This window comes from Thiocystis violascens DSM 198 (assembly GCF_000227745.2).
Classification (GTDB): Bacteria; Pseudomonadota; Gammaproteobacteria; order Chromatiales; family Chromatiaceae; genus Chromatium; species Chromatium violascens.
In genome coordinates, this window is the sequence record NC_018012.1 from 1730036 (window position 1) to 1753533 (window position 23498).

Here is a 23498-nt window from a genome sequence, read left to right on the forward strand (position 1 = left end):
TGAAACGAGGGACTGAAAAATGCTATCTGAGTCCCCTGGATGCTGATAGATACCCTCAGCCCGTGGAGTCGATGATCTGGCGGAGCTTTTCGCGGAGTCGGTACGCCATGCTGCTGCGCGCTATTGCCCGATTGCCGGGGTAAGTTAATTTCGTACGCTTTTCGTGGTCTCGATAGATTCTCTTTAGGTTCGTGTCGTCTTCGGTGTTTAACAGTTCACGGGCAACCTCCGCGATTGCAGCGGTCTTGGTCTTGCCTTGGGCGCGCAAGCCTTCCACCCGCCGGACGAGCTCACCATCGCGCCGGTCTTGGTCGAGTGCATCAAGGCGGGGGGTGCGGTGGATACCAAGCGCCTTGTCCGCGCTTCCGCCTGCCGCAACATGACGCAATGCAGTGACGATGTAATCTTTCAGCTCGCGAGGCATTGGCGCTATATGCTCAAGATTGCCAGCGGCATAACTGCATAGCTCTCTGGCTGCGCGGGGGGATGTCGGATGCTTGCCTCGTCGCGGTTTCGTGGCCAGATTTATCAGATAGCGAATCCGACAGACAAACGCGCCGCCTAGTGCGCCGCCTAGTGTCAGCCCGCGATAGCCGACGCCTACCCTTTGTGTCATCAGAAAGAAACTGTATGAGTGCATGGCCTCCTTTTCCTTTTGACGCAGAAGCGGCGGAACAGGCAAATCAGCATCGAGATAAGCGCCAATAGCCTGAACAGCACTCTCATCAGATGATGGATCTACAGCCCAAGCAAGCAACGTATCTAGCCCTTCACCGGGCATTCCATTGGCTTTCGCCTTTTTCACCTCATCAAGATAGACTCGAATGGGCTCCGGATGATTGGCAAGCAGGTCGCGTAGAACTGCCTCATCTATTGATCGCGGCGTGTCGTCGTTACCCATGTGCCCGCATCTCCACCACGTTCCCGGTCTCGACCGCGCCCACAACCCGCAGCACATACCCCGCCCATGCGTCCAGGGCGTTCCGCCGTTCCTCCAGATAGAGCGCCCGGTTGTAGGTGCCAGCCACGCCAGCCCGCGCGCCCGACACATGGTTGATGGTGGCCTCGATGATGTGCGGCGGGATGTGCAGGTCTTCGGCAAGGCGGGTTGCCAGGGTGCGCCGCAGATCATGCAGGGTCCACTTGGCGATGCTGGCGCGCCCGTCCAGCCGGGCCTTGCTCTTGGACCAGCCCGAGAAGGGACGCGGGCCGAAGCTGGTAAACACGTAATCGGTCTTGAGCCGCATCGCGTCCTGCTCGGTTTGCCGAGCTTGCAGGATCTCGACCACAGGTGCAGTCAGAGGAACGATGTGCTCACGATGATTCTTGGTGCGGTTCGTTGGCAGGGTCCATGTTGCCGCGCTCAGATCCAGTTCTGACCAGCGCATCCCGCCGACTTCATCCCGGCGTTGCCCGGTCAGCATCAAGACGCGAACGATCCCGCTGAATAAATCGCCCTGGTTGGCCTCGGTGGCCTGCCAGATCGCGCGCAGTTCATCCAGGCTCAGAACCCGCTCGCGAGATTGCTCGCTACCGGGCTTCTTGATGTTGTCGGTCGGGTCGGTCGTGATGATCTCGCGGTGCATGGCCCATCCGAACAGCATGGACAGATAGGCCAGGGTGCGATTCGCCATGACCTCGGCATCCCGTTCCACCAGCACATCCAGCACATCCAGCACATCGCGCCGGCTGATCTTGGCGAGCGGGCGATCATTCCAGGCGGCGAACAGGTCGGTATTGAGGACGCGCTTGATCTCGGCCAGGGTGCGTGGTGCAGGCTTGCGGTTCTGCCGACCACGATACTTGGTCAGGAACTCATCGCGCACAGCGGAGAAGGTGTTACGGCTCTCGTCGGCCTGAGCGGCCTTGCGCTCCACCTTGACCTCGGCGGGTGCAAATCCCTTCGCGGCGCGGTCCATCGCCTCCTGTGCTTGCTGGCGCGCTGAGGCAAGGTCTAGCTCGGCGGTCGTGCCGATGTTGGCGCGCGTCATCTTCCATTCGCCATCCCGCAGCACACGGACCATGACAAAGTAGGTTTTCCGCTTCCTGCCGACTCGCAGTCCGAAGGCGGGGAGGACGGTATCGAAGTAATCCTCTTGGGGCTTGTCGGTCGGCGGCAAAACCTTCTCGACGAAAGGCACGGTGAAACGCTTCTTGGGCATGGCCTGTTACCTAATCCGATTCTAGGTAACGCTATAGGTAACAGGTTTGGGCGTTTCGGGCTGTTACCTAGCGTTAGTAACAGTCTATAACATGGGCCACAAAAGGCAAGTAAAACGGGGTTTTGTGCGTTGAGTAGCAGACTGATTAGGGATGGTCTGAAATGCTCAGAAATGGCGTTTTCGCTGATTTGTAATCAGCAGGTCGTCGGTTCGAATCCGACCGTCAGCTCCATAAAATCATTAAGTTAGATGTTATCGTCTCGTTCAAATTCATCTTGAGTCACCAATAAGTCACCATGCGAAATCTCGCAACTTGGCCTATTAGAGACCCCAGTGATGGATGAGAATGTCTTGTTGCTCCTATCGGCTCGCCAAGCATGAGCATCTGTAAGCTCTCGGCCGCAGGTTCTGGATTAAGACCGCGACCGATACGTCACCCGAGTTGGAAGGGGGCCTCCCAGAAGCTGGGAACAGTGGGAACAGGTGTCTAAAATACTGATTAAATGCAAGATATCTTGAGTCGCGAGGCCCTTTGCTGCGTTGTTCGATGGGAACATCGGTGGGAACAACACGACAACCGGCAAGCGTGGCTTGCTCCTCCGACACGCCCGCGCGATCGATGATCCGTCCGCGGGCGCGTCTGTCATGGCCACGCGGCCCGAGTCCGACTGCTTCGCCGGAGATCGCCTCCTTGATGAAGAGGCCCCGGATGGTCTGCCCTCATTTGGTTCCGGCTTTGCCGGATTAGGTTCAGTCGTCATTCATGAGTCGGTAGGATCCTTCCTGGAAGAACCGATCATCATCGTCTCTGCGCGTTGACTCAACCCACCAATCATCATAGCGTGCATGCCTGCGACCAAAATTCAAGATGGGACCATCCAACTCCGAATCCCACTGTGGCGCAGGACCGAAGAGCACACGGGCGATGAGCGCAATGGCAGCCAGTCCGATAAAAATAATCACCCCAAGGCCACCGGCCAACAGCGGCATCAAAATGCCTGCCAGCAGCCAATTCCACCATCTCCAGTGACGAATCGAGAACATCTTTTCCCCTCCAAGACCAAGATAGGCATCGGATCCAGCACCTGAAGGCCGTCTCATCCACCGCGCGAACGCCATACGACGACGTCCCCGGTGGGAGAAGTCCGGTCGTCATCCCGGCTCACGGCGCGTTCATCAGTGCCGAAGCGTCGGTGGTCAGCAACTCCCCTCCCCGAATCGCCGTCAAACGATCGAGGACGGTCGTGTAATCAATCCGCGCGGCATTGTCACCCATCCCCTGGTGATAACTCTGGTTCGAGGCGTCCATCGGCAGACCCGCCCAGATCTTCGACAGATTGTGGGCAAAGGCATCGTGCGGCAGGGCGCCGCCCACCCAGTCATTGACACCGGCATCGCGGGCCAGCACCAGCGCCAACCGATCCTGCAGGGCTGGCGTAAAACGCTCGGACCCCGTCAACTCCAGGCGTTCCCGCAAATCCTCCAGGGTCGAGGGGATGAACTGGTAGCGGCCGATGGCCGAGCCGCCATTGCCGGCATCGAGCAATTGCTGCTGGAACGTGCGGACCTCATCCAGGGTCAGGGTCGACAGATCGACGGCATGCTGATCGGCGTGGTTGTACCAGGCATTGTAGTTGCCGTGCGACTCCGGGACGGCGATCAGATCGAGCAGTTGCCCGAAACGCCCGTCGGCCGTACTCGGGTGCCTCAAAGGACCAGGCGCACTCGGCTGACCGAGCGTCCCAATCGCGGGAGGTTCATCCAATGAGGAAATCGGCGCGCTTTGATTGTACTGACCGATGAGACGCAGATCCGTGTCGTCCCCTTCCGACGACGGCGCGCTCGATCAAGGCCGCGACCGCCTCGCCCGACGCACCGGATTCCTCGATCACGACCTGACGAGCGGCGGCCTGTTCGGCGCTGGGCGCGAAGGCGAAGAGGGTCGAGTCGGAGGCCTCGCGGTAGAGCGTGACCTGGGCCTGGGTCAGGCCAAAACCCTCGATCTGCGTCAGGCGCGTGTCGATCATCGCCGTCCGCGCGGCACTCCAGCCCGCCGTGCTGCCGGCGGCCGCCCGACCGGCCGCCACCGCCTCCGCGACACTCCCGCCGGTCGACAGGGTCTGCCCAAAGGCCCCGACCGCCTCGACGATCTGCTGGCTCGCGCCCCCGGCACCCGTGACCACCAGGGCGCCCGTCTCCGCCGCCCGGATCCACAACCCGCCCATCTCCCGCTGCACCGTCTCGGCGGCCGGTCGAGGCAACGCGACCCGATCATTGATCGCCTCACTGAGCCGCTGATGTTCTTCCGCCCGAATGACGTTGGTGTTGGTTCGGTGCTGCTGACCCACCGCCGTCGCACCGCCACGGGCGAACGGCTCAACGGCGGCCGGCGCTGCCTCAAGCATCCGGATGGTGCCATCCGCCGCGACCCGCTGCACCGCGAGTCCGGCCACGACCGCCGCTCTAGGAGCCGGCACGCTGGCGGCCAGGACGCGGGACTGCGTGCCCCCGAACGCGGGCATTGACATCGCAAGTCCCCCCAATCCCCTGGGTTCGATGGGGTTAGGCTGACGCACACCCACCAGTTCGGCGTAGATTCCCTGGGCCGCCGCTTCCGCCTGCCGCTGCTCGTCCGTGCTCATCGCATCCGCGCGTAGCCCGCCATAGAAGCCGAGCAATAAGCCCATCCCGGCAATCGCGCGGGCCTGTTGGCGGTCGCCGACCACGCCGCCCGCCATGAGGGCATCCGCCTGCTGGGCCGTATCGCCGGCCAAGCCGAAGCGATCAAGGGTTCGTTCCTGCCGCTCGAACAGGGCTGGATGGGCCAGCAGCAGACCCGAGGTCTCCACGGCTCCGAGCCGTCCACTGGTTCCATACTGCTGCGCGAACTGCGCAGCCCGTTCGACCGAACGGGACGTCGTGAGCACATCCTGAGCTTGCTGGCCAAGCTGCTCGGATTCGCTACGGTTTAACCCAGTCGTGTAAGTTTCTCCATGTCCGCAGGAGAGGTCATAGGCGAAGCCTTCCGATAAGCTCGCCTGGAGGCGCTGATCGGTGGATGCTTTCTGCATGGCCACCGAGGCGACTTCGTAGGCAAGATCCGCGTTGACTGAGTAGCGGGACGTCAGCTCGCTAGCCAATTGCCTGACACCTTCCTCGGTGCGTGGCGTCGTGAGTGCCGCTCGGAGCACAGTGCCCAGCTGATTCTGGCTGAGATGGCCATTCTTGAACCGCTCACTCAAATCCTCACTCGCCGCCAGCACCGCCGCATCCGCCCGACTGTACGAGGCATCCAGCTTCTGTCCCAGCGCATACTGCAGACTGGTCTGATGATTGGCCGCTGCCGAACTCGCCAGCGCCTGGCTCAGGGACGTCGTAAAGCTCTCCTGCGCCTGCTGCGCGCTCTGCTCGGCCGAGCGCAGTGTCGTCTGCGCCGAGTGTCCGAGGTTGAACGACCACAGCAGCCCCGCCGCTCCTGGGGCCACCGTACCACCGAGGGCGGTACGCTGGAGCAGAGATCCAACCGTCCCGGCCGCCTGTGGCTGGAGGACATCGGGCGAGGTCAGCCGCTCGTTGACGTGATCCCCGCTCTGCAGCCGACCGGCCAGGTGGGTGGCGGTGATGGCGCTGCCGTAGATCAGCATCAGACTGATGGCCGGCGTCGAGGCGACCTGCATCCCACCGGTGGCCAGATAGTCCTGGAGCAGCAGATCACTCTCGTAGAGCGCGCGGAAGGACGGCAGGGTCACCCCGGCCTGATCCGACAACGCCTCGAACGCACGCTGTGCCGCCAGGATCAGATAGAGGTTGGTGATCGCCAGAATCGGCAGCCAGAGCTGGATCCACAGGCCGAAGATCAGATAGCGCCCGACCATGGCAATGCCGATCGGTCCCAACGCGACGGCGAAGGCCATGAAGGGGCCGATGGCGAAAATGAAGCCCTCGAAGAAGGTCATCATGGGGCGCATGATGCGCCCGAACAGCGAAGGCTCGGTCGCCCACTGACTGTTGCGCTGCTGGATCGCCTGGCTGGTCTGCAAGGCGGCATTCCATTGGCCGATGTCGTTGTAGTGCTGGATCACCCCGCGCTCAAGCATCGGCAAGATCGCCGTCATCACCATGTACTGCTGGGCATCGACCGTGTCTTGGGTCAGTGTCGTCAGCGTGGCGCGAACCCGGTTGTCGACGGCACCGCTGTCGATCCCCAGCTTGGCCGCGACCGCCTGCTTGAACTTGGGCAGGAAGGCCGTCATGGTGTAGGCCGAGAGGCGCCCGTAGGCGTCGACACAGGTCAGCTCCTCGGGCGTCTCGCCAAGGATCAGCTTGGTGGTGCCGGTGACGATCGGCGTCTGCAAGGCCGCGTCCAGCGTCGTCGCCTGGAGGACCGTATCCATGGTCGTACCATTGATCCTACGTTCGACCGCATAGAGCACGCAGTCGGCCACGTAGTTGAGCCAAGACTGCTCAACGTCCGCGCCAGTGGTTGGGCTATTCGCCTCACCTGTCGTCAGCCGCGAGAGCGCTGTTTTGCGCACCGTCGCCATCACTTGCAGCGCATCGGCGAACCCATGCTCGGTCATCGAAGGCGTCGCAAACGCCTGCTCGAACAGTCGGGTGAGCCCGTAGCCGAGGTTGGAGACGGCTGACCCAACCACAGCCGGTCCCAAGGGCACGTTGTCGACCACCCGCGCCGAGCCCGAATAGGCCCCTTCGATGGTCACCGACACCGTGGGCACGAACAGCAGCGAATAGAGCACGAAGGACACCAGCAGGCCCTGGAAGCGAATGCTCTGCGCCCCCTGCAATAGCCCCTGGAAGGCGATGATCAGGATCCCGAGCAAGAAACCGATGCCGACGAAGCGCGTGAAGCTGTCGGCGCCGAAGAGCATGGCGACGGCATTGAGCACCTGCTCCAGAAAAGCCGGATCACCGATGGAATAGATGGTCCACATGCGGGAGCGCCTCCAACGGGTTGAGGTGGACGGAATTGCGATCGGGCGCCGATGGGCAGGACGCGAAACAGGGAAAGAAGGAATGGGACAGACGCGATGAGCCTTGGAGACATCGGCCAGAGGTGACAGAGGATCAGGGCGAGGCATCCATCTCAACCGAGGTCTCGCCCGCTGCCGCCTGGGTCAGATCCAGGTAGCTCGGCGCCTTGTACTGGGCGAGCAGATTGCGGTAGGTCTCCAGCAGCTCGTTGGGATTGCCGTAGCGCTGCGCCAGGGTGCTGGACTCGGTCCAGATATCCTCACGGACCGTATCCAGATGCTGGAGCAACTGGGTGGTGTGGGTGTGCTGGAGGCTCCCGGTCGCCAGTCGCACGCTGCTCAGCAGGTCGCGCACCAGGGTCTGGAGCATTTCCACCGCGAGCATCGGCGCGGCGCGATCGGCGAAGCCCTGGGCCATGCCGGGCTCCAGGCGTGCCAGGGTGCGGAGGCCACCGCCGAGTCCGAGCGGGGCATGTTCCATGAAGCCCTTCTCCTCCGCGCTCAGTTCCTCCACGCCGAGGCGGAATTTGTCGATCAGCCCGACCCGCGAGGGATCCCCGACCAAGAGGGCGCGCACGCGCGGGATCAGCCCTTCGAGTTCGATCTCGGCCTTGGTCGGTGCGCGACATTCCGAGCGCGAGACGCAGCGCCAGACCACGACGCGCTGATCTTCCCCCTCCCCGCTGCCATCGAGCAGATCGCTCACCGTCAGCGTCGGCGGCAAGAAGGTCGTCGGCAGGTTCACGCCGCCGTCGGGCGCGTCCTGCAGCCCGCCCTCGGCCGAGCCGACGATGAGACTGCCGGTGAGACTCATCAGCGCCTCCAGCAGCGCCTGGTCGCAGTGACTGTACCAGCCATCGACTTCACTGTCGGTGAGGGCCTTCCAGACCAAATTGCCCTCGAACTGCGCGGCGGCCGCCGCCGGAACCTGTTCGTAGACGGTCTCCAGCGGTCCCTTGCCGGTCACCGTTGAGCGGTTCTCGAAGACATCCCCCAGCTCGTAGAGATCGGCCATCAGACTGGCCTCCCCCACCCGCTTGCCGGTCAGCGCCGAGGCGGTGTCGTTGACGATCCCCTGGGCGAGCTGACAGGAGTTGGCCGAGAGGGCATTGAGCTGGGCGACCTTCTTCTGCAGCTGCTCGATGATCTCGGCGGCGGAGGGGGCCATGGTGGTCAACGCCAACTGGAAGGCATAGCCGGCGGCATTGGAGGCAATCGACCTGAGGAGGTTGGTGAACTGCTCGACGTTGATGAAGGAGAAGGAGCCGCCGAATAGATCGATCCCGCCGCAGCCGGCCTCGAACGACGGCGGAACGAAGGAGACCAGATTGGCGTCGACGATGCGGTTGCGCGACACCACCGACCCGGCCGACAGCACCCCGCGCCGCTGTCCCAGGTGCGCGGTCGGCGCGGTGACGTTGACCAGGGTGCCGAACATCGCCTCCATCTCGGCGTCGAGGTCGGCGTTAACCGGTGCGCTGGCGACCAGGCAGACGCCTGCGGCGAGGATCAGGCGAGGGTAGCGGATCGATCGGGCTGGCATGGCGGACCTCAGTCGATTGACCACGGTGCGGTTGAAGCAGAAAGCCCCTCGCCCGCCACGCGGGCGCGCAGCAGCTCCAGAAAGGCGTCCGGATCCTCGGGAACGCCGAGCGGCGCCTCCGGCCCCCAGTCGAGACTCAGGTCGGCGACGATGGGCCGGGTGCGCGCATAGGCTGCCTCATCGATCCAGCCGGCCTGGTGGGCGGCGGTTAGCAGACGCTGCTCCAGATCGCTCAGCGACAGAAGCCCCTGGGCGATCGGCACGATCCCGTCGGGCGGGCGGACCAGGAACAGCGCCGGCGTCGAGACGACACCGAGTCGGGCGGCCTGCCCCAGGTCTCGGCGATAATCCGCGAAAGGCCCGTTCTGCAACGGTCGGCCGTCGAGCGCGATCGCCTGCACGCGAAAGCCGGTCTGCTGGCCGAGCAGACCCAAGACCGGTGCCTGGGCCGCGCAATAGGGACAGTCCGAGCGGTAGAAAAACCAGATCCCCGCCTCACCCGCGAGCGCCTTGAGCGCCGCCGCCCGCTGCTGACCGGCGACACGGTTGAGGAGATTGGCGTAATTGCCCACCGGCCGGCGGGTCGTCTCGTCGAGATAGGGATCGCTCTGGACGACGCGCTGATAGACCTCGGTGAAGCGCGACGCCTTGTCGAGGGCGATGCGCTGCAGATAAAGATAGAGCGCCACCTTGGTCTGGGTCGGATCGTCGATGGCCTGGAGTTGGTAGCGCTCCAGGTTGGCGCGCAGCCAGGCGGCCGAGAGCGGAGCTGACTCGGTCGGCTCCATTGCCAAACGGGTCTCCTTCACCGCCGGGTTCGGAATCTCGGTCATCATGGGCGGCGCCGGCGGTGGCTCCGGTATTGGCTGAGACGCGGGCTCCGAGACGATTGGCGGCTCCGGGGCATACCAGAACCAGCCCTCGGCGCCCCGCTCGTAGAACGGGGTCACCTCGGCCGCTGTGGTCGGTCCCATACCGCTGAGAAGCAGCACGACCACGACTCCGCCAACCGCGCGCTCCCGACAACGCCCGACCGTCCAGCCGATGCGGCGAGGCTTCGCGGTCACCCGCCCACTCCAGCGCGCGACGTCGAACGCTGCGCCAGACTCTGACCAGGTCTCGCGGCGAGGCGTGTCAACGGATCGACCGGCCGCCCGTGACGACGGATTTCGAAATGCAGATGCGCTCCGGTGGAGCGTCCCGTCGACCCCACCAGGGCGATGATCTCGCCCGCCTCGACGCGCTCTCCGGGAGCCACGAGTGCCCGTTGAAGATGGCCATAGCGCGTCGTCCAGCCCTGGCCATGCTCCAGCTCGACGAGGCGACCGTAGCCACCTGCCCAACCCGCCATTCGCACCTGGCCATCCGCCACCGCACGCACGGGCGTGCCGATCGGTGCCGCCAGATCGATCCCCGCATGGAAACGCGGATCCTGGGTAACGGGATGCCGACGCCGCCCATAGCCCGAGGTCAGCCGGCCCCAAACAGGCCAGCGCCACGTGCCAGACGCCCTCCTGACAGCCGTCGATAATGCCGGCGTTGGCTCCGCTTGGATGACGCGGATGGCCCTGACCACCCGGTCGTGATCGCGCGTGATGAGCCGAATCTGCGGCGTCGCCAGCGGATCGGTTCCCGACTCGGCCGCACGGACCACCGTCGTCATGGGCGCGCCGCCGATGCCGACCACCAGGACCAACCGACGGACCCATGCGGGACAGCCCGGCATCCGCCGCTACCGCGCGCCAGCGGCCACTGGCTGCGGCACCAATCCTGTTCCCTGTTGCGACGGCGGCCTCGTCACCTCCGCCTCCGCCCCCGCCGCTTGGTGTATGTGCCGCGCGAGTGCACCTCGAACCTGCCGCACCGTCACCCGCACGGCCTGCGCGGTCTCCAGATAGCGCTCCCCCAAGGGTCGATCGGCGAACTGCTCCCAGCAGCGCAGGATCTGCTCCCAGTTGAACCCCAGCGCCAGGACGCGCTCATAATGACCTTCGTGAATCTGCTCGACGACGAACTGCAGAATGACATCCGCGGGACAGGGCTTGCTCATCGGGATCTGCTCTCCAGGCGTGCCATGCCGTCTCGACGGCCAATGCCGTGAGCGGCCACCAATGCCCCCGGCAACGCGAGGTCACTCCCGCGGGAAGTCGCGGGCGACCCTCAGACGGCGCACGCAGGCCGGGGGCCGCTCACGCGTGCGCCGGATGGGTGACCCCATCGCTCAAGCCGGTTCATCGGCGGGGGGCGGATCCTCGTCGCTGGCGTCCGTCTCCAGCACTTCCTCCTCGGGAACCGACACCACCTCGCGCGCGGCCGCATCGACCGCCGCGCGCTGACCGCGCCGCTCGGCCGCGGCATAGGCACGCCGGTGCAGCCCGATGAACTCCTGCCCGGCCCCACCGATGCGGTGGCGCCAGCGCATCGCCACCGCCAGGCGCTCCTTGCTCGGCAGCAGGCCCGACAGCCAGAGGGTATCGAGCCCCATCAGCAACCGATCGAGTTCCTGGATGAGGTTGGCGTAGAGGGCGATGGCCGGCGAGGCGACATGGACGGTGGCGGTGATCGGATGGGTGTAGCGGGGGCGGGTTTTGTCCAGGCCACGGTCGGCGAGCAGGATCTGCACGCGGGCGATTTCCCGTTGCAACTCGTCGGCCAGACCTTCGAGCCGCGCGCGGATCAGGGTCTCGACCTGCTCGGCCTCGTCATCGTCGCTGACCAGGTGCAGGATCACTTCGATGCCATAGAGGGCATGCATCGCCGGGCGAAACTCGCGGTCGCGCAGCAGCCGGCGGGCGTATTCGCTCTGAATCCGGACTCGCAGATCGAAAACCGGGCGGCTGTGGCGATAGGGTTGACGGGCGCGTGTGGCGGCAGCCGTCACGACACTCGGCATCACAGGATCCGGAGCAGTTTCTTCCAGCGGCATCGTAATGCTCCCCATGGGTTCATGGCTAACCGGTCCGCGGACGCGCGGCGGACCGCCGACGACAGCCCGATTTTTAGCGGGATTCCAACACGATACAATCGAACAACGGTCACCCCAGCAAGAGACGGTTTGTGGGCACCCCGCGCCTAGCGCCGCTCGGCTCCCGCGTCCTCGGCGTCGATCTGGAGCAGCCCCCGGCGACGTCCACTGACCGGATCCAGGGTGTTCATGGCGGCGAGCAACTGGGCACTCGGGATGAGCTGGGCGCCAAAGCCCGGCGTGACATCCAGGAGCAGGACGCGATCACTTGCCCGGTCATAGCCGCCAAGGGGTGAGAAATGCCCCACTGAGACGCCATGCAACGACGCCCGGTCGAGGTTGACGATCAGCCGCCGCCCGGGCGTGTCCAGCGATTGGAGCAGCGCGCGCCACGCCGGTGCGCTCAGATCACGCCACACCCGCACCGTCCCGATCCCATTTGCCTCGGCCAGCGCCGCCAACTCATCGAGCGTCATCCCCATCAGGCGCAGGCGCCACCAGCGCCCGGTCTCGCCCTGAAACAGTGCCCGCTCGCTCGGAAGCGCGTGACCCAGGGAGGCCAACACATTGCGCAGGCTCGCCGGGCCGCACGAGGTGGCATTCGTTTGGGGGCGGAAGTCACGCCGATAGGCGGCCGCGAGCGGCATCGACAGGAGGGCGTCCAACGCCGGCCCCTGTGTCACCACCCCCGGCGCGAACCGTTCGGGATGCGGGGCCGCGAGGTACTGGCCATACTCGTCAAGCCCACCCAGCAGGATCAGCAGGACGAGCAGTCCGGCGGCCCACCACCCGCGTCGGTTGGGACGACGGGGGCGCGGTTTGGAAGCGCCATGCGGTGTGGCTGGAACATCGGCGGTCATCGGTCCCTCCAGTGGGGTTGCCTGTCAGCAACGAGGGTGCTGTCTGTCAGATACCCTAGCCATGCCGCACGCTCTTGAACAGGCGTCAATGGCGCTGGTTGAGCGGTCTGGAGGTCATTGGCGTCTTTGACGCCTTTGTCTTCGTGCCAAGTCTCGGTAGTCTGTTCAGCGGTAGAGGCACGGGCACCGCCCACCCCGCTTTCGGCGTGTCGCCGCGAGCGTCTCCACCGTTGGATCCCGTTTCCGAGGAGCGCAACGCGATGCCTGACCCAAGCGATGCCCGGATACCCGCCCCGATTCGTGTCCTGATTGCCGAGGACGAGACGCTCCTGCTCATGGCCATGGTGCAACTGCTGCCGCAGGTGGCGGGAGCGGCGGTGACGGTCGTGAACAGTTGTGCCAACCGCGATCAGCTGCTGCGCGACACCCGTCTGCTGCAGCCGGATGTGATCCTGCTCGATCTGCGCATGCCAGACCGCGAGGGCCAACCCTGTACCCTCGGTGGTGCCGAGGCCATTGCCGCCCTGCAGCGTCAACACCCCGCCGTGCGCATCATCTGCCTGAGCGTCCACGTCGAGCCCGAGCTGGTGCGCGCCTGTCTGGAGGCGGGGGCCGCTGGGTATTTGGGCAAGGGGATTCTGCCCGAGGAGCTGTGGTCGGCCATTCGCCTCGTCGCGGCCGGCGGTCAGGCGGTCGATCCGACGCTGCGCGCCCGGCTGGAACTCCTGGCCATCGGGGCCGAGGCCAAGGTCCGCACCCAACTGCTCGTGGGGCGGCGCGGCGAGGTGCTGCGCCTGCTGCTCGACGGCTATTCACCCACCCAGATTGCCGAGACGTTGCCGATCAGCAAAAAATACGTCGATATGAACCGATCATCGCGCAGCTTACCGCCGGCCTGACGCCAAACAACGGCACGCCGTTTGGTGTCTGTCCGGTCGCGGCCCTGAGCCCGTCCGCTGGGTCGGATGCTCCACGGCAGGTCGTGGCGGTGGGCGAGTACGCCTACGCGGCAGCCCGACAGGCCTTTCCGCATGCCCAGGTGCAACCGATCCTGGTGCGCACGTTGCCCGCCACAGCCCTGCGGGGGCTGTCACGCTTCGTCGCGCCGGCGCTGGTTATGGCCGAGCTGCACGCACTCTCACCGGCGAGCGAAACACTGGTGTTCGTCCATCGGCGCACGGTTCCGGAACGCCTGGTACAGCAGGCGCGTGAGGCGGCCCAAACCCAGGGGCTGGGCTGGGAGACGATCGCCGTGGGCGATTTGCGCGAGGTGGCGCTTGCCATCGAGCGCGTCCGGCAAGCGGCCACCCCGACGCGCGCGGTCTGGTTCCATCGCGATGTGCTCTCGCTCAACCCGGACATTCTGATTCCACCGCTGGTGCGCCGCAGTTGGGAGGTTGGCTTTCCTGTCATCAGCGATGACGCCGACAGCGTCGAGCGCGGTCTGTTGTTCGGGCTCACACCCGATTATCGTGCGCTCGGCCGGGCCGTCGCCACCTGGCTGACTCAGGACCACCCGCCTGGACTCAGCGATCTCCAGTGGGTCCAGCGACTGTTCAACCGTTCGACTTCGCGGTGGAGACCGCCTGGCTGGCGCTGCTGCCGCTCGGGCTGCTCACCCTGCTGTTGGGGGTGGCCGTGACCCGTCTCACCTTGCGCCTGCTCACGCCACTTGCGATCCTGGTACGCGGTCTGGACACGCCGGTCGAGATGGCGCTGCCGCCACCCCCAGCCACCAGCCCGGCCGAGGTGCATCAGCTGTGGGCGGCGCTGGTGGCCATGCGCGCACGGTTGGCGGAGCATCACCGCCAAATGGGGGCACACGCCCGCGAACTCGAAGCGCGGGTCGCCGCACGCACCGCTGAACTCTGTCTGGCGCGTGACGCCGCCGAACAGGCCAATCGCGCCAAGACGCTGTTTCTGGCCAATGTCAGTCACGAGCTGCGCACGCCGTTGCAGGCGATCATCCTCCATGCGCGGCTCCTGGAACGCCCCACCCCGGCGACGGGTAGCGAGCCGCTGGCCGTGATCCGTCACGCCTCCCACCAACTGCTCGGGCTGATCGAGCAGTTGCTGACCCTGGCCAAGGTCGAGGCCGGGCATCCGCTGGAAGTCACCTATCAGCGTGTTGCGCTCGGTACCTGGCTGGAGGAGGTGGCTGCGACCCTGCGCCCCACGCTAGCTCCGCGCAATCAACTCGCGCTGCATCTGCCCGCCACCGAGATCACCGTGGTCAGCGATCGTAACCGGCTGACCCAGGCGCTTTACAACCTGATCCGTAATGCCGACAAATTCACCGCGGGCGGTGTCATCCGCCTCACCCTGTCCACGGACGATACCGACGAGTCGATTCGGATCGAGGTCGAGGTCGAGGATTCGGGGATTGGCATCCCCCCGACAGATTTGGAGCACATCTTCGCGCCCTTCTATCAGGGCAGCAGCGGAATGGCGGGCAGCGTCTCCTCGGGGATCGGGCTCGGCCTCTGGCTCAGCCGCTGCTTCATGGCAGCGCTCGACGGCACACTCACCGTCACCAGCACCCCCAGCGTCGGCAGTCGCTTTCGGCTCACCCTGCCCCGGGCACCGTCGCGTTCCGGAATGCTGGCCAGCGCGGATCCGCCCTCCATGCCATCGCAGCCCCCCAAACCGGGTCTGGTGACGGGACAGCGTCTGTTACTGGCCGAGGACGAGGACAGTATCCGCACGCCATTGGTGATCCTACTAAGCGAGGCGGGTTTCGTCGTCGATGCCTGCGCTGATTGGGCTGGATCCAGCCGGTGTTGGTGAATGCCGGCGATGCCCTGGGGTGCGTAAAGACGAAACCCTATCAGGTGCGATAGCCGATCTGTTTCATCCGTCGAGCGGATCACGCTGGCAAGGTGACATGCGGCGGAATCAAGATGTGAGCATGGCGCGGATGGATGCGAATGCCGTCGTTTCGGACGGTTAGCCAACGCTCGAATCGCATTGACAACCCTGGAGCCTCACTCAACGGTAGTAGCCGATATCCCAGACGTTGCAGGAAATGCTTGCGTGCGACACCGCCATCGAACCGGGGCTCATTCGCGTCGATCGAGCAGTAATAAGGCAACGTCATGCCCAGGACTCGACCCTTCGACTCAGGCGCCAAGGATTCTACAATTCGCGAAACCGGGATGAATGCACAGAATTTCGAAGGTGCGAAAAGCTGCGACCGAGGATCGTAGACGAAGAAGGTGACCGTTCTTTTTCCCCACAGGCGTGCTCCATCGCTTGATGCGGTGGAACGATTCCATTCCATGACGTTGAGCGAGACCTCGAAGGCATTCGAGACGAAATAGATCCTGTGCGACGAATCGGCATGGACCGGCTCGCCGATCGCAAGGGCACGCTCGATTTCCGGCTCGACATCGAGCTGGCTACCAATCAGCTCTGGCCGATGCAGATGGTTCAGCTCCTTCACCAGAGACCCAGTCATGGTCGGAAATAGCGGGATCTGAAAGACTTGCATACCGAGGCGCCGCATCAGAATCACAGCACTCGCCCCGAGGTTCATGCGCCCAGCAGCGACGTGGTCGCTGATCATCGAGACGAAGGAATCACACGACAGTTGGGGCGCGAAAAGGTGCCCGACGGCAAACTTCATGTGGTTAGCGACTGGATCCGCGCGACTGATCTCGAACTCGATCCAAACGCGCCGATTCGTCTCGGCATTCTCGAATAACACGTCGGCGCGTGGTGCGAATCCCAAGATCCACTCAAGTTCCTTCGATAGAACGGCAACTTCGTGACGACATGCCCATCCGATCGGAGCCTGAGCCGCAAAAGATTGTTGCAGAAATGATGTGAGATTCACGCCATGCGCCCGTTCCAGGCAAACCACGAAACGGGAGAATACGAGGAACCCGGCATCGTGCTTTCCATCCTCGCTAGCCGCTTCAGGCAACCTGATCGAGCGGACGCAGCATGCCTTGCTCGCGCAATCGTCGCTGGATGCCCCCGCCACTGAGTTCGAATCCGTTGGGCCAGCATAGGGCGCCCAACTCAAGGAAGAACTGCTGGAAAAACTCCATGTCTTCGAGCGGTTTGACCATCTCCGTGCCCCGTGCGATCAGGGGTCGCAGGTCGTAGTCACCGGTCGTGCCATCCGAGAACTCCAGTCGGATGGTGCGATCATGCAGGGATTCGGCATTGGCGATCTTAATCATTGTCGGCTCCAGGAATTCGTCGTAGCGGCTGTAGTGCGACCGCACGTTGCCAGTTGTCCGATAGCTCAGGTTGATGATCGGCGCACCAGTCCTTGATCAACTTGGCTGCCTTTCTCGGCAGCCGCCCTTCGAGCAATTCTCCCGTCTCGATCGCGACCAATGCCTCCGCCCCCTGATACTCCACATGGACATGTGGAGGAAGGTGGTCATCGAAGTACATGCGCACATAGATTCCAAAGAAGCAGGAGATGACCGGCATCGAAATCGCTCAGAGTTATCTTTCACATAAGGGCGAATCTTACTATGAGCGATCAGCGTCTTGTCCCCTTTCCATCAGGCTCGCCGTGCCAATGACGAGAGAATACGCCTGCTTCCAGGGACTGTGTTGGCCGCGGTCAGGGTGATGACGGGATGAATGTCAGTGCTCATGTGGTGTCTCCGGGCCACGGGCACGCCTGCCCCGCCCCGCTGGGCAGACGACAGGCGCCCAGCGGCCGATGAGGGGTGAAGATCGAAGGTCAGAACCAGCCGTCCTCGATCCGGGTGTCGATCCGCGAGAGATCCCACACCAGTGAATCGGGAATGGCCGGTCGGGTGGCGGATGCCGGCGACGCGCACAGCGTCACCGCTCCCGGATCGATGACGGTGCCCGCGGGATCCAGCCGGCGGTCGCCCACCAGCCCATAGCCCTTGCGGCACTTGGTGCTGAGGGTGCGTTGCAGTTGGCGCGCGGCGCTGGCCGGATAGGTCTTGTGCTGGACCAACCGCCCCGCTGGCCCCCAACGCACGGTCAGGGTGCCGGCGGGATCACGCCGCCAGGCCCAGTCCTTGGCCCGGCCATCGGGATGGTGGAAGCGGTAGAGCTGAAAGGTGTCGCTCATGCCGCCTGGTTCCCCGTCCAGAGTTCGCCCATGACATCGGCGGCGAGACGGTGGATCGCCTCGCGCTGTTCGGGATCGGCGCGGGCGGTGAGGGCCTGCTCCAGCGCGAACCGGATCGGCTGGGGCGCCCCCCGAAAGGTCAGCGCCAACCGTGCCCAACGCACCAGGGTGCGGGTGGAGAGCGTGATCGTGAGTTCCGCGCCGGCCTCGGCCTCGCCCAGGAACAGCCGCCGCACCTCGTTGGCCACGGCAATGAGCTTCTCGCCGACCTCGCGCGGCAGGCTCGGGACGGCGCTGGCCAACACCCCCAGTTCCACCTCGGGTTCCAGATAGCCGACCTGCAGCACCCGGAAGCGGTCGAGGAAGGCCAGGTTCTGGCGCAGCACGCCCTGATAGAGCCCAGTGGTGTCGCCCGCGCCCGCCGAATTGCCGGTGGCGAAGACCCGGAACTGGGGATGGGGTCGGATGACCTCCCCGCCGTTCTGGGGAATGACCAGAGGCTGGCCCTCGATCACGTCGTTGAGGCCCGCCAGTTCGGCCGGGTTCACCAGATCGATCTCGTTGAGGAGCAACAGATGCCCCTCGCGCAGCGCCACGGCCAGCGGGCCATGGACGAACAGCGTCGAGCCGTGGCTGAGCACGAACTGCCCGACCAGGTCGGCCAGTTCCAGGCGCCCGTGACAGGTCACGGATTGGACCGGCCAGTTGAGCCGGTTGGCGACCTGACAGACGAGCGAGGTCTTGCCGCTGCCGGTCGGACCCGTGAGCAGGAAGGCATCGCCGGCGGGCTCGCGCAGGAAGGCAATGATCCCCGCGAGTCCCTGACGAAACACATAGGGCGTCGCCGGGGGGATGTGCGGATGCTCGGGATCCGCGAAGCCTTCGATGCTGAGCCCCTGCGGGGCCTTGACGCCGAAGGCTTGTGCAACATTGAAGCGTTGGGTGGTCATGCGTCGTCTCCGAAGGCGGGAGAGACGCCCATCCCCAACGGGGATCAGGATCTCCCCTCGGGGTGGTGGTGAACCGGACCGGGGTCCGGGCGGTGATGCGCGCGCTCTTGTGGATCGCCCGCGCGGGCGATGGGGTGGTCGCTCATCAGGAGCAACCAGGGAAAGCCTCTCCCTTGGCGGTCGGTTCGACCGCAAGGGACAGACCTTCCACGCGCGCCGGGGAAGCCGCATGGGCTCCCCGATGCGGCGCGTTTTCGGTCGGCCTTGGAGCCTTGATGGGATCAGAAGTAGCCGAAGATGCTGTCACCCTCTTGGGCGGCGCTGTCGGTCGCGTCCCTGGTCTCTAGCGCGGGCTCGGGTGCCTGGCGCCGACGGCGCTTGGCGCGCGACGGGGGATGGTCTTCCTGAGCCGCGACCGTCTGCTCCGCCTCGACGCCCTCCTCCCCTTGAGGGTCAGCGACCTGGAGCGTCACCTTGATCCGCGTCGCGCTGGGGCGTCGATGCGCCTCCAGGATCTGGGGATCCAGGTCGGGGGCGATCTCGGTGAGGAGGGCTGCATAGTCGACGCTGCCACGCTGGCGGTAGCGCAAGACGTGCACCCCGTCCTGGTCGGCCAGGAGGTAGTCGCCCAGTCCGCGAGCGCGCCGTTCGGATGGTCCGCGAGCACCAGGGCGAGCATGACCGCGAATGGGCCGCGAGCATCTCGATTGCCAGCAAAATCGGCGGCACGGCCGAGACGCGACGCCGCTGGATCCGCCAGGCCGAGAAGGACCACGGGCAACGCGAGGGTCTCACGACCGTCGAGCGCGAGCGCCTCAAGACGTTGGAGCGCGAGAACCGCGAGCTTCGGCAAGCCAATGAGATTCTGCGCAAGGCATCGGCGTATTTTGCCCAGGCGGAGCTCGACCGCCCCGTCAAGCGATGATGGACTTTATGGATGAACACCGCGAAGCCGACGGGGTCGAGCCGATCTGCAAGGTTCTGCAGGTTGCCCGTCAACGGACGACCTGCATGCCGCTCGGCGCGCCGACCCTGCCCAGCGCTCGGCGCGTGCCCAGCGCGACGCGGTTTTGATGGAGCAGATCCAGCGGGTCTGGGACGAGCACTTTCAGGTCGATGGCGTTCGCCAGGTCTGGCGGCAACTGCACCGTGAAGGCCTTGTCGTGGCCCGCTGTCCGGTGGCGCGCCTGATGCGCCAGATGGGCCTGAAAGGCGTGGTGCGCGGGCAGGCCGTTAAAACGACGATCAGCGACCAGGCCGTGGCGTGTCCAGACGATCTCGTCAACCGGCAATTTCAGGCGGAGCGGCCAAATGCCCTTTGGGTGTCGGACTTGACCGATGTCTCGACCTGGCAAGGCGTTGTCGACGTGGCCTTCGTCATCGACGTCTTTGCCCGGTGCATCGTGGGCTGGAAAGTCTCCAGCTCAATGCGCACGGAGTTTGTCCTGGATGCCCTGGAACAAGCCTTGGCGGCCCGCCGCCTCGCCCGCCAAGGGGCGTTCATCCATCACCGCGATCGGGGGTCGCCGTCCGTGTCGATCCGCGATACCGAGCGCTTGGGCGAAGCGGGCATTGCGCCATCGGTGGGCCGCGTGGGCGACTCCGACGACAATGCGCTGGCGGAAACCATCCATGGCTTGTACAAAGCCGAGGTGATCCATCGCCAGTCGTGGAAGAGCCGCGAGGCCGTGGAGTTGGCCACCCTCACCGGGGTCGACTGGTTCAACCACCGACGCCTCCTGGAGCCGATCGGTCACGTCCCACCGGCCAAGGCGGAAGCCGCTTATGATCGACAACTCGACGAGCCTGCCTTAACGGCGTGACTCACGCCAATGAGTCTCCGAGATTCCCGGAGCGGTTCAGGTGAAGATGCAGACTTCCAGGGCGCGATGGTCCAGTGCCGGGTTCTCATGCGCATCCCGCGTTTCGACGAACGCGGCCCAGCGCTGTGACAAGAAATCGAGGTTGATCTCACGGGGTAGTGTGGCGCGGCGGGTTCGGCGATGTTGCAGGACGTCGCGCCAGGCATCGATCAACGCGTTGTCCTACGTTGTCGGAGCCGGCCCGATCAGCTCCAGCACGCGGAACAGCACGGAACGGTGATCGGCGTGGAACGGCCACAGTAGCGGCAAGTCGTTGCCTTGGTGATCGGCGGAAACCGATTCGACCTGGGCACCGAGCCGCTCGACGGCTCCCTCCGCGTCGAGGATCTGCCGCATGCGAAGGCCGAGATCCTGGTCGTTGCAATCGTCCTTTGCCTGGTTGAGAAGCTGTCCGAGAACACCGATCAGCGACTCCTCCATGGACTGGTGCTTTATCTTGAAGCGCTCGCAGCCGCTCCTTGGCCGCATGGCGGGTCTTGCGCATTCGGCGCAGGAACATCTCCACGAACTCGTCGCGTGTCCCAGCCTGGGTTCGGAACAGGAAGCAAAGGAGCAGCGCATGACGTTTGCCGGTCTGGGCCAGGTCGCGCAGATCGCCGATCTGCATTCGCGAGGCATCGGCCGCAAACATGCCGGACCTTGGTGTATGCGACGCCCTCTAAGAGGGTGTAGACAAAATCAAACCGTTGTGGTCAACCGCCGCAGCAGGATGCGCGCCTCCGCCAGCCAAACCCAGGTTTCGGAGACCGCTGGCAGACGGTCATGATGCATGATCAATCGACGGGCACGCTCATTCCACGCATGGGTGCGCTCGACAACCCAGCGCTTCGGCAGCGGAACGAAGCCGTCGGCGTTGGCGATCACCACTCGGTCAGGCGCCCCGTCCACGTGCCAGGAGCCAACGCTTTTGTTGGCTGGATGGCGCACGACTTCCACGCGGATCGCGTGGGTCTGCTCGGTGGTTTGGGCAAATTGACCGGCGTAGGCGCTATCGACAAACAGCGTGTTGATCTGGGGGTACTTGGCGGCCGCGTCAGCGACGGCGCCCGAGGCGGCATCGCGGTCCTGAAGATTGGCCGCGACCACGCTCACCGCCAACACGAACCCCAAGGTATCGACCACCAGGCTGCGCTTGCGCCCCTTGACCTGCTTGCCCGCATCAAAGCCGCTCGGTCCACCCTGCGGCGAGCCGCGGGTCGATTGCGCATCCAGCACCGCCGCCGTCGGCGCGATCTCACGCCCCTCGCGTTCGCGCCATTGCCCCCGCAGTCGATCATGCATCTGCTCAAACTTCCCAGCCGCACTCCAACGGCGAAACGTCTTGTAGACATTCTGCCAAGGCGCGAAATCGTGCGGCAGCATCCGCCACGCGCACCCCGTGCGCACCACGTAGCAACACGCCTCCAGGATGCTCCGGCGCGACACGCGGGGCGGTTGACCCCGCCCGCCCGGCATCTCAAAGAGAGCGGCGACCAAGTCCCACTCCGCATCGGTCAGACAACTTGGGTAGCTTTGGTCGGGGTCGTGGCGACGATGCGCATCCGTATACCCATACCGACGCGGCGTTGCGCGCGCTTGCGCCTCGAGACCACTCTCGCCCCGGAGGCGCGTGACGCCCGCCTCCCGCAAGGACTTGCGAATCGTTGCTTCATGAGCCTCGATTCCCGTCCGTGCCGCGAGTTCCCGGGCAATCTCTGACAGCGTGGAGGTCGGGCGATCCGTGACAATTTGACGCAATACCGCTTGCTCCGCCTCGTGAATCTTGGGGGGACGACCAGCTTTCGACATCAGCGCACACCAGCTCAGTTGTAGACTGGTATACAAATAGCAGCTCAATTATTTTTGTCTACACCCTCTAAGGAAGGGTTTGGGATCGACAACCGCATCCAGCTCCGCCAAGCGCTTCGAGCAGTTGCTCACTGCCCTCGCCGAAGCGCCGGTTACCAAGATGAGTGCGGGTGAGGCCCCGATACCGAAACAGCGTTTTGGTCTTGACCCTGGCATCGAGCAAGGCCGTTTCAATCGGGACGTCCAAGGCGTTGCGCAAGAAGCCGACGATCTGTTCCGGCACCTCGTCGAGCAACGGGAGATACCCAAGTTGTTGACGCGTCTTGAGCATGACGAGAAATGTCAGCCGAGCGCTGGCACCGAGACTCTCCGCCAAGGTCAGCGTCGTTTCTTCGTCAGTCGGACCGTCGCGGGCGTCCATCTCCTGGTCGCTGAGCTGGTGAGAACATCGGGGATAGGCGGTACGGTCGATCGAGGCCATGGTGGAGGCGATAGTCCCTGTCGTATGGGGTACGGAAAATCCCAGCGGAATCGGCCGATCTGAGACTCAGTTTTTCAGGGGCTTACGCGAGGGTCGCCGAGGGTAGCAAAACCAGGTGTTTTTGGTATAGCCTGGAAGGCATGATGAAGCAGGTGGCGATCTATGCGCGGGTCTCGACGGATGAGCAGACGCCGGACAATCAGCTGCGAGAGCTGCGCGCGGTGGCCGAGCGCATGGGGTGGCAGATCGTTGAGGAGTTCGTCGACCACGGCATCAGCGGCGTGAAGGGCCGCGATCGGCGCCCGGCCTATGACCGGCTCTACCGCGCCATCCTGCGTCGTGAAATTGACCTGTTGATGGCCTGGTCGGTCGACCGGCTGGGGCGATCCCTGCAACAACTCGTGGCGCTGTTGTCGGACCTTCAGGCCAAGGACGTCGATCTCTACTTACACCAGCAAGGGATCGACACCACGACCCCGGCTGGCACCGCCATGTTCCAGATGTGTGGGGTGTTTGCTCAGTTCGAGCGCGCCATGATCCAGGAGCGGGTGAAGGCGGGCTTGGAGCGGGCCCGGGCACAAGGCAAACGGCTTGGCCGCCCGCGCGTACCTGAGCGCGTGGAACAAGCCATCTTAGCGGCTCGCCAGCAGGGCAAAGGGATCAAGAAGATCGCCGCAGAACTCGGGGTAGGCGTCAGCACCGTCCAACGGGTTGTTCACGAACCAGCGCCCTGAATTCAGCCGCTGGCTCGATGCGCGGTACCAGCCTCGGCGGCGGTACTCGCCAATCGGTTTATATCTTTGATTT

25 protein-coding genes, 1 tRNA gene, 1 pseudogene and 1 other annotated feature are annotated in these 23498 nt (G+C 64.5%); of the genes and pseudogenes, 6 read left to right on the forward strand and 21 right to left on the reverse strand.

Annotated elements, in window-relative coordinates:
• Nucleotides 1-55 precede the first annotated feature (55 nt).
• On the reverse strand, nt 56-901 hold the full coding sequence (locus tag THIVI_RS24585; RefSeq protein ID WP_014778045.1) for a hypothetical protein: 846 nt from the start codon (nt 899-901) through the stop codon (nt 56-58).
• Nucleotides 894-2162, reverse strand: coding sequence for a tyrosine-type recombinase/integrase (locus THIVI_RS07690; RefSeq protein ID WP_014778046.1), 1269 nt, complete (start codon nt 2160-2162; stop codon nt 894-896). Before THIVI_RS07690 ends, THIVI_RS24585 begins: the two co-directional genes overlap by 8 nt.
• 163 nt (nt 2163-2325) lie before the next feature.
• Here THIVI_RS07690 and THIVI_RS07695 point away from each other — a divergent pair.
• Nucleotides 2326-2394, forward strand: a tRNA-Thr gene (locus THIVI_RS07695).
• Nucleotides 2395-2912: 518 nt separating this feature from the next.
• Here THIVI_RS07695 and THIVI_RS25210 read toward each other — a convergent pair.
• From THIVI_RS25210 to THIVI_RS07735, 9 genes are all read right to left on the reverse strand, one after another.
• The gene (locus THIVI_RS25210) at nt 2913-3206 is read right to left on the reverse strand and encodes a hypothetical protein (protein ID WP_014778048.1); all 294 of its coding nucleotides are present in this window, start codon (nt 3204-3206) and stop codon (nt 2913-2915) included.
• 118 nt (nt 3207-3324) lie between these two features.
• Complete coding sequence (locus tag THIVI_RS25640) at nt 3325-3873, reverse strand: lysozyme family protein (protein WP_014778049.1); 549 nt, start codon at nt 3871-3873, stop codon at nt 3325-3327.
• A gap of 46 nt (nt 3874-3919) precedes the next feature.
• Nucleotides 3920-7114, reverse strand: coding sequence for a conjugal transfer protein TraG N-terminal domain-containing protein (locus THIVI_RS07705; protein ID WP_014778050.1), 3195 nt, complete (start codon nt 7112-7114; stop codon nt 3920-3922).
• Between the two features lie 133 nt (nt 7115-7247).
• The gene (locus THIVI_RS07710; protein ID WP_014778051.1) at nt 7248-8696 is read right to left on the reverse strand and encodes a conjugal transfer protein TraH; all 1449 of its coding nucleotides are present in this window, start codon (nt 8694-8696) and stop codon (nt 7248-7250) included.
• A gap of 8 nt (nt 8697-8704) precedes the next feature.
• Nucleotides 8705-9763: a conjugal transfer protein TraF gene (locus THIVI_RS07715; protein WP_014778052.1), complete on the reverse strand. Its 1059-nt coding sequence runs from the start codon at nt 9761-9763 to the stop codon at nt 8705-8707.
• A complete protein-coding gene (locus THIVI_RS22640; RefSeq protein WP_014778053.1) occupies nt 9760-10422 on the reverse strand; it encodes a M23 family metallopeptidase in 663 nt (220 codons plus the stop codon). Before THIVI_RS22640 ends, THIVI_RS07715 begins: the two co-directional genes overlap by 4 nt.
• A 6-nt stretch (nt 10423-10428) precedes the next feature.
• The gene (locus THIVI_RS07725) at nt 10429-10746 is read right to left on the reverse strand and encodes a hypothetical protein (protein WP_014778054.1); all 318 of its coding nucleotides are present in this window, start codon (nt 10744-10746) and stop codon (nt 10429-10431) included.
• A gap of 171 nt (nt 10747-10917) precedes the next feature.
• Nucleotides 10918-11622 (reverse strand): AcaB family transcriptional regulator, encoded by a 705-nt coding sequence (locus THIVI_RS07730; RefSeq protein WP_014778055.1) that lies wholly within the window; start codon nt 11620-11622, stop codon nt 10918-10920.
• A gap of 146 nt (nt 11623-11768) precedes the next feature.
• A complete protein-coding gene (locus THIVI_RS07735; RefSeq protein WP_014778056.1) occupies nt 11769-12521 on the reverse strand; it encodes a phytochelatin synthase family protein in 753 nt (250 codons plus the stop codon).
• 260 nt (nt 12522-12781) lie between these two features.
• Here THIVI_RS07735 and THIVI_RS07740 point away from each other — a divergent pair, with 260 nt between their 5' ends.
• From THIVI_RS07740 to THIVI_RS07750, 3 genes are all read left to right on the forward strand, one after another.
• Entirely contained in the window at nt 12782-13420 is a 639-nt protein-coding gene (locus tag THIVI_RS07740) for a response regulator transcription factor (RefSeq protein WP_014778057.1), read from the forward strand.
• A gap of 89 nt (nt 13421-13509) precedes the next feature.
• The gene (locus tag THIVI_RS25645) at nt 13510-14163 is read left to right on the forward strand and encodes a type 1 periplasmic-binding domain-containing protein (RefSeq protein WP_245537401.1); all 654 of its coding nucleotides are present in this window, start codon (nt 13510-13512) and stop codon (nt 14161-14163) included.
• On the forward strand, nt 14097-15308 hold the full coding sequence (locus THIVI_RS07750) for a hybrid sensor histidine kinase/response regulator (protein WP_052314985.1): 1212 nt from the start codon (nt 14097-14099) through the stop codon (nt 15306-15308). The genes THIVI_RS25645 and THIVI_RS07750 overlap by 67 nt, the downstream gene beginning before the upstream one ends.
• 79 nt (nt 15309-15387) lie before the next feature.
• Here the strand turns inward: THIVI_RS07750 and THIVI_RS24595 are convergent, their stop codons facing one another.
• From THIVI_RS24595 to THIVI_RS25215, 6 genes are all read right to left on the reverse strand, one after another.
• Nucleotides 15388-16356, reverse strand: a complete 969-nt coding sequence (locus tag THIVI_RS24595; RefSeq protein ID WP_157174395.1) for a hypothetical protein — start codon at nt 16354-16356, stop codon at nt 15388-15390.
• A gap of 82 nt (nt 16357-16438) precedes the next feature.
• Complete coding sequence (locus tag THIVI_RS07765) at nt 16439-16708, reverse strand: DUF2442 domain-containing protein (protein WP_014778059.1); 270 nt, start codon at nt 16706-16708, stop codon at nt 16439-16441.
• Nucleotides 16701-16967: a DUF4160 domain-containing protein gene (locus THIVI_RS07770; RefSeq protein ID WP_014778060.1), complete on the reverse strand. Its 267-nt coding sequence runs from the start codon at nt 16965-16967 to the stop codon at nt 16701-16703. The genes THIVI_RS07765 and THIVI_RS07770 overlap by 8 nt, the downstream gene beginning before the upstream one ends.
• A 259-nt stretch (nt 16968-17226) precedes the next feature.
• On the reverse strand, nt 17227-17589 hold the full coding sequence (locus THIVI_RS07775; RefSeq protein ID WP_014778061.1) for a hypothetical protein: 363 nt from the start codon (nt 17587-17589) through the stop codon (nt 17227-17229).
• Entirely contained in the window at nt 17586-18539 is a 954-nt protein-coding gene (locus THIVI_RS07780; RefSeq protein ID WP_014778062.1) for an AAA family ATPase, read from the reverse strand. Before THIVI_RS07780 ends, THIVI_RS07775 begins: the two co-directional genes overlap by 4 nt.
• 281 nt (nt 18540-18820) lie before the next feature.
• Nucleotides 18821-19129 carry a hypothetical protein gene (locus tag THIVI_RS25215; RefSeq protein WP_174284507.1) on the reverse strand — a complete coding sequence of 103 codons (309 nt, stop codon included), beginning with the start codon at nt 19127-19129 and terminating at the stop codon, nt 18821-18823.
• Between the two features lie 62 nt (nt 19130-19191).
• Here THIVI_RS25215 and THIVI_RS07795 point away from each other — a divergent pair.
• Nucleotides 19192-20362 (forward strand): annotated as a pseudogene (locus THIVI_RS07795) (IS3 family transposase).
• Nucleotides 19419-19534: a sequence feature (AL1L pseudoknot), on the forward strand. Its footprint overlaps the pseudogene before it by 116 nt.
• A gap of 36 nt (nt 20363-20398) precedes the next feature.
• Here the strand turns inward: THIVI_RS07795 and THIVI_RS24605 are convergent.
• From THIVI_RS24605 to THIVI_RS07810, 4 genes are all read right to left on the reverse strand, one after another.
• Nucleotides 20399-20575 (reverse strand): hypothetical protein, encoded by a 177-nt coding sequence (locus THIVI_RS24605; protein ID WP_157174396.1) that lies wholly within the window; start codon nt 20573-20575, stop codon nt 20399-20401.
• Between the two features lie 9 nt (nt 20576-20584).
• Nucleotides 20585-20842, reverse strand: coding sequence for a hypothetical protein (locus THIVI_RS07800; RefSeq protein ID WP_041446891.1), 258 nt, complete (start codon nt 20840-20842; stop codon nt 20585-20587).
• A gap of 258 nt (nt 20843-21100) precedes the next feature.
• On the reverse strand, nt 21101-22210 hold the full coding sequence (locus THIVI_RS07805; protein ID WP_041447215.1) for an IS5 family transposase: 1110 nt from the start codon (nt 22208-22210) through the stop codon (nt 21101-21103).
• 67 nt (nt 22211-22277) lie between these two features.
• Nucleotides 22278-22691 carry a DUF4158 domain-containing protein gene (locus tag THIVI_RS07810; RefSeq protein WP_041446892.1) on the reverse strand — a complete coding sequence of 138 codons (414 nt, stop codon included), beginning with the start codon at nt 22689-22691 and terminating at the stop codon, nt 22278-22280.
• Nucleotides 22692-22831: 140 nt separating this feature from the next.
• On the opposite strand from THIVI_RS07810, the gene THIVI_RS07815 reads away from it, so the two are divergent.
• Entirely contained in the window at nt 22832-23425 is a 594-nt protein-coding gene (locus THIVI_RS07815) for a recombinase family protein (RefSeq protein ID WP_157174397.1), read from the forward strand.
• Nucleotides 23426-23498: the final 73 nt, after the last annotated feature.